General features: G+C 66.6%; 12 protein-coding genes. 2 read left to right on the top strand and 10 right to left on the bottom strand.

Features of this window, described 5'->3' with window-relative positions; translation table 11 throughout:
* Window positions 1–97 precede the first annotated feature (97 nt).
* The 3 genes from PIJ50_RS14275 to PIJ50_RS14285 are packed head-to-tail and all read right to left on the bottom strand — an operon-like array spanning window position 98 to window position 1,367.
* Complete coding sequence (locus tag PIJ50_RS14275; RefSeq protein ID WP_271976139.1) at window positions 98–328, bottom strand: hypothetical protein; 231 nt, start codon at window positions 326–328, stop codon at window positions 98–100.
* On the bottom strand, window positions 328–537 hold the full coding sequence (locus PIJ50_RS14280) for a hypothetical protein (RefSeq protein WP_271976141.1): 210 nt from the start codon (window positions 535–537) through the stop codon (window positions 328–330). Before PIJ50_RS14280 ends, PIJ50_RS14275 begins: the two co-directional genes overlap by 1 nt.
* A complete protein-coding gene (locus PIJ50_RS14285; RefSeq protein WP_271976142.1) occupies window positions 534–1,367 on the bottom strand; it encodes an N-acetylmuramidase domain-containing protein in 834 nt (277 codons plus the stop codon). Before PIJ50_RS14285 ends, PIJ50_RS14280 begins: the two co-directional genes overlap by 4 nt.
* 133 nt (window positions 1,368–1,500) lie before the next feature.
* Between PIJ50_RS14285 and PIJ50_RS14290 the strand changes: the two genes are divergently transcribed.
* The gene (locus PIJ50_RS14290; RefSeq protein WP_271976143.1) at window positions 1,501–1,737 is read left to right on the top strand and encodes a DUF982 domain-containing protein; all 237 of its coding nucleotides are present in this window, start codon (window positions 1,501–1,503) and stop codon (window positions 1,735–1,737) included.
* A 460-nt stretch (window positions 1,738–2,197) separates the two neighbouring features.
* Here the strand turns inward: PIJ50_RS14290 and PIJ50_RS14295 are convergent, their stop codons facing one another.
* From PIJ50_RS14295 to PIJ50_RS14305, 3 genes are all read right to left on the bottom strand, one after another.
* Entirely contained in the window at window positions 2,198–3,472 is a 1,275-nt protein-coding gene (locus PIJ50_RS14295) for a phage fiber-tail adaptor protein (protein ID WP_271976145.1), read from the bottom strand.
* Window position 3,473: 1 nt separating this feature from the next.
* Window positions 3,474–3,836 carry a hypothetical protein gene (locus PIJ50_RS14300; protein WP_271976146.1) on the bottom strand — a complete coding sequence of 121 codons (363 nt, stop codon included), beginning with the start codon at window positions 3,834–3,836 and terminating at the stop codon, window positions 3,474–3,476.
* A gap of 201 nt (window positions 3,837–4,037) precedes the next feature.
* Window positions 4,038–4,514: a GlcG/HbpS family heme-binding protein gene (locus tag PIJ50_RS14305; protein ID WP_271976147.1), complete on the bottom strand. Its 477-nt coding sequence runs from the start codon at window positions 4,512–4,514 to the stop codon at window positions 4,038–4,040.
* A 96-nt stretch (window positions 4,515–4,610) separates the two neighbouring features.
* Between PIJ50_RS14305 and PIJ50_RS14310 the strand changes: the two genes are divergently transcribed.
* Window positions 4,611–5,489 carry a LysR family transcriptional regulator gene (locus PIJ50_RS14310; protein WP_271976148.1) on the top strand — a complete coding sequence of 293 codons (879 nt, stop codon included), beginning with the start codon at window positions 4,611–4,613 and terminating at the stop codon, window positions 5,487–5,489.
* A 102-nt stretch (window positions 5,490–5,591) separates the two neighbouring features.
* Here PIJ50_RS14310 and PIJ50_RS14315 read toward each other — a convergent pair whose 3' ends face one another.
* From PIJ50_RS14315 to PIJ50_RS14330, 4 genes are read right to left on the bottom strand one after another with little or no spacing between them, the layout of a single operon-like run.
* Complete coding sequence (locus PIJ50_RS14315) at window positions 5,592–6,017, bottom strand: hypothetical protein (RefSeq protein ID WP_271976149.1); 426 nt, start codon at window positions 6,015–6,017, stop codon at window positions 5,592–5,594.
* 4 nt (window positions 6,018–6,021) lie between these two features.
* Window positions 6,022–6,219: a hypothetical protein gene (locus PIJ50_RS14320; protein WP_271976151.1), complete on the bottom strand. Its 198-nt coding sequence runs from the start codon at window positions 6,217–6,219 to the stop codon at window positions 6,022–6,024.
* Complete coding sequence (locus PIJ50_RS14325; RefSeq protein ID WP_271976152.1) at window positions 6,212–6,505, bottom strand: hypothetical protein; 294 nt, start codon at window positions 6,503–6,505, stop codon at window positions 6,212–6,214. The genes PIJ50_RS14320 and PIJ50_RS14325 overlap by 8 nt, the downstream gene beginning before the upstream one ends.
* Entirely contained in the window at window positions 6,498–7,037 is a 540-nt protein-coding gene (locus PIJ50_RS14330; RefSeq protein WP_271976153.1) for a hypothetical protein, read from the bottom strand. Before PIJ50_RS14330 ends, PIJ50_RS14325 begins: the two co-directional genes overlap by 8 nt.
* Window positions 7,038–7,332 lie beyond the last annotated feature (295 nt).

Consider the following 7,332-nt stretch of genomic DNA (forward strand, 5'->3'; position numbering starts at 1 on the left):
CAGCGTCTGGCCCGTAACCACCACCCGATCGCTGCCCTCATCCGCCAGCGCTCCTGCATGCGCGGCCCGATCGCCACGGGTGGCATCGCAGATCGCATCACCGCTGGTCGGGATCGCGGTTGCGCAGCCACTCACGGCCAGCATGGGCATTGCCAGTAACATCTGCCGCATCGGCGTTCTCCCTCGTGTTGATGTAGGATTGCGTCTGGCGCTGCCGTTCGGCCTGCACCTGCTGCGCCTTCCCTTTCGACTTGCCGCGCAGGTAGGCGACCAGAACAGCCGCAATGGCCGTCCCGATCGCTCCGAGGATGGAGATCAGCCCTTCCATCATTCCACCGGGGCGTTTAAGCGATCGGGCACGACATAGCCGATCGCCATGGCGATCAGGATCCCCGCCAGCGTCGACATGCCAGGACCAGAGAACGCGGGCCACGCCGCGAACACCTCGGACCAGGCGGAGGTGATGACGGCCGCGCTTATGCCTCCCGCCATCAGCTTGTTCGTGGGTGCGAGGGAGGTCTGTTTTGCAAGGCTCATGCTGTCTCCAATTCAGGGGTAAGAACGGCCCACGTTTTCGGGCCAATGATGCCGTCTGGTGTCAGGCCAACGGAGGTCTGGAAGGCGATGGTGGCGTCGTAGGTGTCCGCGCCGAAGATCCCGTCCACGCCCTCGGGATCGAAGCCGAGCGCGCGGAGGCGCTTCTGCGCCAGCCGCACCGCCTTGCCCCGCGCCCCGAGGCCGATGTTCGGATGCGCCGCGTCGATCGCGTCCGGGATCCGCTGCCACTTGGCGAAGGCGGCTGCGAGACGGATGTGGTAGCCGTGGGTGGCATAGCCCGCCCCGTTGTAGCCGCGCGCGAAGCCGGACCAGTCGTGGCGGCGCAGTTCGTCGTCCAGTCCCTCGGACTGGATGAAGCGGATCATGGCCTCCAGCCCCGCCTTTTCGCTGTCGCAGAAGGCCACCACCAAGTCGCCGGCCGAGGCATAGCCCGCGGCCTTGTGGTTGAAACCCATGATCTGGCCGAGGCCCCAGCTGCACGACCGCAGCGCCGCGTTCGGGTCCAGCCGCATCGCCTGCGCCAGACGCGGATAGCTGTCGGAGGGATAGCTGCCCGCCTTCCACTTCGGATAGGCCAGCCCCTGCTCCTCGGCGGCCATGCGCTTCGGCCCCGCCCCCAACTCGCGCCAGAACACGTGCGGCTCAAACAGCATGCGCGGGCGGCCCTGCCAATCGAACCCGCCCCCGGCGGTCTCCACCTCGATCACGGCGCGGATCTCGTCTTCGCCCGTACCGATCAGGCGGCCACATCGGGCCACGTCTATATCCGTCAGCCGCACAGCGCGGCCCTTGAACCCTGCAGGGATCATTGGTGTCTCCAAATGAAAAAGCCCCGCACGATGGCGGGGCGAATTTAGGGAAAAAAGTCTGCGAGACTCAGGCTGACGCTTTCTCCATCAACCCTAGGTGAGTGATATGTTTGCCAGTCGTTGTGAGGTACCAGTGACACCAGCGTGGACTGAGCCTGTCATCATCGCCGCAACCGGCGAGAAGATCAGCAACAGCCAGGAAGCGTTGCTTTTTCTGAACCGGCACTGGCAGACGCTTCCCATCCGAGAACGCTCCGCGCTGTTTCGACGACTTCTGGCGGCAAGGAATGGGCACGGGACACATGCAAGAGCCCGTCTGGCGTTCATCGCGCTTGTAAAAGCCATCCCGCCCGAGCAAGGCTCGCTGTGAAAAGAAATGACCAGCCCCGTATTGTCCCTATTGACGACGGAATTACTCTCCTTATGGTTGTTTAAGTTGAGGCAGACCAGCTGTCAGAGAAGGGCCTGGCAGGGCGAAAGCCCCGGAAGCGCAGCAGGTGCCTCAGCGCTCTTCACCACGAAACCCGCCTAGGTTCTGCTTTGTTGATATGACGGTAGCATTACCGTCTGTCGCATCGCGTCGGCCACGTGGCCTTGGACTATGATTTTATCGCAATGCAATGCAACTTTGACGTTACCTGATCCGTAGGTGCATCGAGTGGGCAGGGGTAAGTCCTTAAGAGTGTGCCTTTGTGTTTGTGTAAGCCCTGTCCACTCACAACCGGCTTCGACTTCACCGTACGATCCTTGATCGCCAAGCTTGTGATTATTTGGGGCAGGATTGCCCCTGATGTGTTGTGGGATAAGGACGTTAGCCCGAAGCCGGAATGTCATGATCCACGCCCGTAAAGGTGCAGACTGCGCACGGCTGACCGGCCACGTTGCGTGGTCAGGGTGCAGTCGACCCGGTACCGCTGATGCGGCCGCCCACCCCCGATCCAGATCACCGCCTGCGGGGTGATGAAGCCGCTGTCGCCAATCACCAGATCCGCCGGGACCGACCACGTGGCCGAAACCACCGCGTCCCTGTCGTCCGCCAGCGCCTCCAGCCACTCCGACCAGTCTATGGCATAATCCAGCACCTCGGCCGGGTGGTGGTAGATCCACGCGGGCGACACATCCGTCGCCATGACGGCCGGGACCGTGCGCGCCTCCGTCACCAGTCGCACCGGCAAGGTCACGCGCGGCCGTGCCAGCATCATCCGCAGCGATAAGGACTGCGCCGCCACCTGCGCGCGGGTGACCAGAGGAAGGCCACCCAACACCACCGGCAGGCGCAAGCCCACCGGCATCAACCGCGTGACGGCCGCGAGGACCGGCCGGCCGAGGCGCAGCGGCAGGACAAGCCCCTGCGGCTGCACCACGATCGCCTGCACCCGGAAGGTGCCGTCCGCCGTGAAGTCGTGGACCGTGTCGTCGCCCACTTGGGTGATTGTGCCGCCCGTCGCGCGGATCGTGCCTGTGCGGTAGCGGATGACGATCCGGCCGGACCCGCCCTGGCCCGGCGCGCTGCCGTTGCCATAGGCCCCACCCCCGCCACCCCCGAAGCCGTCCACCGCATCCGCGCCGTTCGCCCCGGCGTTAGTGCCACCCGCCGAGGTGCCAGCACGTCGCCCGCCACCACCCCCGGACCCGAAGACCCGGAGCAGCCCGAGGATGTCCGAACTGATGCCTTCGCCCCCGGTGCTTCCGGCCGAGCCATCCAGACCCGGCCGACGCGCACCGCCACCGCCACCGCCATGGCGTTCGCCGTTGCTGCCTGATCCGACGCCACCGCCACCAACCTGACCGCCCTGCGCCTGCCCGCCGAGGGTGTTGGCCCCGGTGCTGCCCGCACCGCCCGATCCGCTCCACCCGTCCACACCCGATCCGCCCGACGATCCCTTCGGACCGCCCACGGCCGTCAGACCGAAGATCGAGGTGTCGGAGACGGAGGGCGCGGTGGACACGCCCCCTAGGCCCACCCGGACCGGATAGACCCCGACCTTCAGGTCACGCAGCGCCTCGGTGACCTGACCGCCCGCGCCCCCGCCACCCGAGAACCCGCCCGCAGGCGCGCCACCGGCCCCGCCGGGGCCGACCAGCAGAACCCGTGCCTGGCTCATGTCAGGCCACCGGACCGGGCAGCGTTACATCGAAGGTGCTGCTGACGATCGGGTCACCGAGGTTGACGGCCTTCGACCCGGCCAGCGGCCCGGACGCCAGCAGCGTATCGCCCTGCACCAGCGCGTAGTGGGTCAGAACTCCCCCCGCCTTGTAGTTGCTACCTTCCTGCACCGAGGCGACGATCATCCGGCCACCTGCGGGCGCGTCTATCGGCAGGGTAAAGGCCACGGGCGCATCGCCCAGCGACATGGCCTGCGCAAAGGCCAGGGTGGACGGGGCATCCGTGCAGAACAGGATGGTGCCCGCGCGCGAGATCGCGATCAGCGCCGCGTCCAGCACGGCGTTGTTGACAGTGGCAGACATGGTCTCTCCATATGAAAAAGCCCGCCAGTGGCGGGCGGGTTAAGTAGATTGCGGCTCAGTAAAGGGGGCGGTGGCGAAGAGCCCTAACCGGACGTTCTTCTCAAACCGCATACGGCATATGCAGCGTAGTCTTCCGGCGACAGCGCTGCATATGCGCATCCTGCGAAGTCGGCCTTGGCCGGGCCCGCAGAACGGCGGCCATCACTCGGCCAGGACGGCGGCCCCGGCCTCGGCGATGGCCTGATCGTGGTCCGGCGTATCGGCGGAGACGCCGATTGCCCCCACGACCTGCCCGTCCACGATCAGCGGCAGGCCGCCCTTCATCATCACGAAGCCGCCCGCCGTCGCCGCCGCCGCGCGCGAGCCGTTGATGGCGGTCTCCAGATCACCGCTGGGCCGCGCGAAAAGGGCCGCCGTGCGGGCCTTACCGGGCGCGACCGTCACCCCGGCGGGCACGGCCGCATCGTCCATGCGCGCGAAGGCCAGAAGATCGCCCGCGGGATCGGTAACGGCAACGACCCCCGGCCAGCCTTCGGCGGCGGCCTTTTCCAATGCGGCATCGACCACGTCCTGAGCGGTCTGCAGGGTGATAACGGGCTGCATGCGAACCTCCGCGCTCAGCGGCAGCGCAAGGGCGCCGAAGGTTGTCATCGCGACAAGGCAGGTCTTAATCATCATCGTCTCCATGTGTTGTGACGAAGAGGTAGCGCAGCCGTCGCGCGACTTCATTTGCGATATCTTGCCCGATCGTTAGCTTGCAGCTAATGACCGGGCATGCTGGAACTTCGCCATTACCGCTACCTCGCCGCTATCCGGGACGAACTAAGCTTCGTGCGCGCCGCACAGAGGCTTGGCATCTCAGTCCCGACGCTGTCGGTGCAGGTGCGCCACGCCGAGGATCACGTGGGCTTCCCGATCTTCGAGAGGACGAGCCGGCGCGTGCGCCCGACCCGCACCGGTGCGCTGTTCCTCCGCTCCGTGGACCAGGTGCTGCAGGCCGCCGGCCTCGCCGAGGCTGTGGCGGGCGATCTTCTGCGCGGCATGGGCGGAGAGGTCCGGCTGGGTTATGTCGGCTCGGCCGCCTATTCCGGTGTGCTCCAGCGCCTTGTCCGCGCTTTCGAGGAGGCCTGTCCATCCGCCACACTGATCGCGGAGGAGCATGTGATGGAAGACCTGCCGCGCATGGTGGCGGAGCATCGCCTCGACCTTGCTCTCGTTCGCGCACCGGTGCGCGTCCGGGCCGGACTGGTCGGGATTGGGATGTCGTCCGATCATTTCGTGGCAGCGATCTCGACGCGGCTTCCCCTGCCGGAGGGGGATTACGTCCGCTCGCAGGACCTGCACGATCTCCCCTTCATCCTGCCGGAACAGGTGTTCGGCACCGAGGAGGTCGGCCGCAGGGGGCAGTTTCAGCCGCGCGTCATTCTGACGCCGGGATCGCTTGTGGCCGTCCTCACCCAGGTCGCGCTGCGGAACGCCGTGGCGATCATTCCCAGCATGCTGCGGAATACGATCCAGCTGGAAGGCGTGACCTTCCGGGAGATCGACGGGCCACAGATTCTCTCCGGCATCACTGGCGTCGGTCGGGCGAACGAGGACACGCCCGTCGTCGCGAGACTTCTAGAACTTGCCGCTGCACTGCCGCCCGACTGATGGCAATGCTGTCGGCGCAATCTTCCAGTTGCATGCTGATGACAGTGCGCCTCCTCCGCGCTCACCTGCGAATGTCGGGTTTGTCCCAAAAGCAGACTTACCTCACCCCGACTTCTTCCGTGACAGAACCGCCACCAGCGCCTCCAGCCGCCGCGCCACCCAGCCATCGCGCTCGGGATAGAACACCACCCGCCACAGGGGGTAGCGGTGCCGGTGCGCGGCGGGGATGCTGCGCTGCTGGAACAGCATCTGCATCAGCAGCGCCCAGATCAGCAGATAGTTGAAGAACGTGTTCGGCAGGCCCTGCCCGATCGCGCGCCGCCATTCGTCCGGAGCCAGCGCCCACCAGGCTGCCCGCAGCGCCATGCAGATCAGAAGCGCCGTCTGGCTCAACACCAGCGCGGCGACGGCCGGGGGAAGCCTGCGACAGCGGAAGGCCAGCGGCAGATACCACCGCAGCTGGCCCGCGAACAAAAGCCAGACCATGGCGCTGGTCAGCGTCTCCGTCAGGTCGAAGAAGTGTTTCACATGGTCATGCATTCCCGCCCCGCTTGGCCTCCGTCATGTCTGATATGGCGTTCTGGATCTGGGCCGTCTTGGCAACGACTTCGCTGGAGGCGCGGTCCAGATCCTGTTGACGCGCCGCCCGCTGGGCAAGAAGCGCATGGCATTCGCGCTCAATGGCGCTTTCCACCTCGGCGTAGCGCCGCCGGAACCACCGCCTACCCATGACGGCACCCCGGCTGGCGCTCCAGCATCTTGATGATCGCATCCCCGTTGGCGATCTGCCCGGCCGCCAATTCGGCGTAGCGTTCGACCGTGGCCGCCTGCTGCCGCCCGGCCTCGCGCAGATCCGCCAGCCGCGCCTCGTTGGCCTCGTGCAGGCGGCGCAGGACATCGTCCCGCTCCCCTTTTACGCTCCACCACATGTAGGCCAGCCAGCCGACGATGGGGCTGGAGGTGCCCAAGGCTTCCAGCAGCTTCAGGATCGGATCGATGGCCCCCACATCACCCATCAAACACCCCCACCGCCGCCGCGATGGCCGCCTCATCCTCCGCCGCCCCGATAGCCGCGATCGCCGTCAGGCGCACGGTCTCGATCACGGCCAGCGCCTCGCGGTCCAGGCGCGCCCGGTTCAGGATCACCTGCGCCACCTGATGCCCGTCTTCCCCCGTGATCCCGATCTCCGCCGCGATCAGCGGGAAGTCCGAGAGGTCGGGGGGCGAGGCCGCCACCCACGCGGCGGCCTCCGCTTCCTTTTCGCGGTAGACGACATCCTGCCCCGCCACGAGGGTCAGGATGCTGGACCGGCGCAGGCCCGCCCGTTCGTTCACCGCCGCAACGGCCTCTGCGCGCAGGCGGGGCAGAACCTCGGCCCCGCGATGCATCAGCTGCCCGCCCTCCACCTTCCACAGCTGCGGGTCCGGGGTGTTGTCCGTCTCCACCTCGATCCGAGTGCCGGGCGGCGGGGCAAACCCCGCCACCCCGGCGCGGAGCGTGTAGCTGATGGCCCCGGTGTCCGGGTCGTAATAGACAAGCAGGCCCATCAGCCCCAACTCCCCATGCTGTAGAACTTGTAGTGGATCGTCCGGGACGAGCCGCCCGGCACAAAGGTCGGTGTCTGGGACGACACGAATGAGCCGTGCTGTGTCTCGCCCAGCCAGATCGTTCGGCCTGGGGCGACCGTCACAGTGTCCAACCCGAGAGGGTTGTTGCTGTTCGTGTCAACCACCCAGAAGCCGGCCCCGAGGTCAGGGAAGCTCATCTGGGTGTGCTTCGGCATGCAATCTTGACCCCTTAGACGGGGGTATCGGCGCCCAATTTTGACCCCCCTGATGTTTT

It is taken from the genome of Falsirhodobacter sp. 20TX0035, from assembly GCF_028307215.1.
Taxonomy (GTDB): Bacteria; Pseudomonadota; Alphaproteobacteria; order Rhodobacterales; family Rhodobacteraceae; genus Falsirhodobacter.

What these genes read in the sequence shown, in the direction of transcription:
- PIJ50_RS14280 (WP_271976141.1), bottom strand. Translation starts at nt 537, where the DNA reads ATGAGCCTTGCAAAACAGACCTCCCTCGCACCCACGAACAAGCTGATG.
- PIJ50_RS14305 (WP_271976147.1), bottom strand. Translation starts at nt 4,514, where the DNA reads ATGATGATTAAGACCTGCCTTGTCGCGATGACAACCTTCGGCGCCCTT.
- PIJ50_RS14295 (WP_271976145.1), bottom strand. Translation starts at nt 3,472, where the DNA reads ATGAGCCAGGCACGGGTTCTGCTGGTCGGCCCCGGCGGGGCCGGTGGC.
- PIJ50_RS14275 (WP_271976139.1), bottom strand. Translation starts at nt 328, where the DNA reads ATGGAAGGGCTGATCTCCATCCTCGGAGCGATCGGGACGGCCATTGCG.
- PIJ50_RS14285 (WP_271976142.1), bottom strand. Translation starts at nt 1,367, where the DNA reads ATGATCCCTGCAGGGTTCAAGGGCCGCGCTGTGCGGCTGACGGATATA.
- PIJ50_RS14325 (WP_271976152.1), bottom strand. Translation starts at nt 6,505, where the DNA reads ATGGGTGATGTGGGGGCCATCGATCCGATCCTGAAGCTGCTGGAAGCC.
- PIJ50_RS14320 (WP_271976151.1), bottom strand. Translation starts at nt 6,219, where the DNA reads ATGGGTAGGCGGTGGTTCCGGCGGCGCTACGCCGAGGTGGAAAGCGCC.
- PIJ50_RS14300 (WP_271976146.1), bottom strand. Translation starts at nt 3,836, where the DNA reads ATGTCTGCCACTGTCAACAACGCCGTGCTGGACGCGGCGCTGATCGCG.
- PIJ50_RS14310 (WP_271976148.1), top strand. Translation starts at nt 4,611, where the DNA reads ATGCTGGAACTTCGCCATTACCGCTACCTCGCCGCTATCCGGGACGAA.
- PIJ50_RS14330 (WP_271976153.1), bottom strand. Translation starts at nt 7,037, where the DNA reads ATGGGCCTGCTTGTCTATTACGACCCGGACACCGGGGCCATCAGCTAC.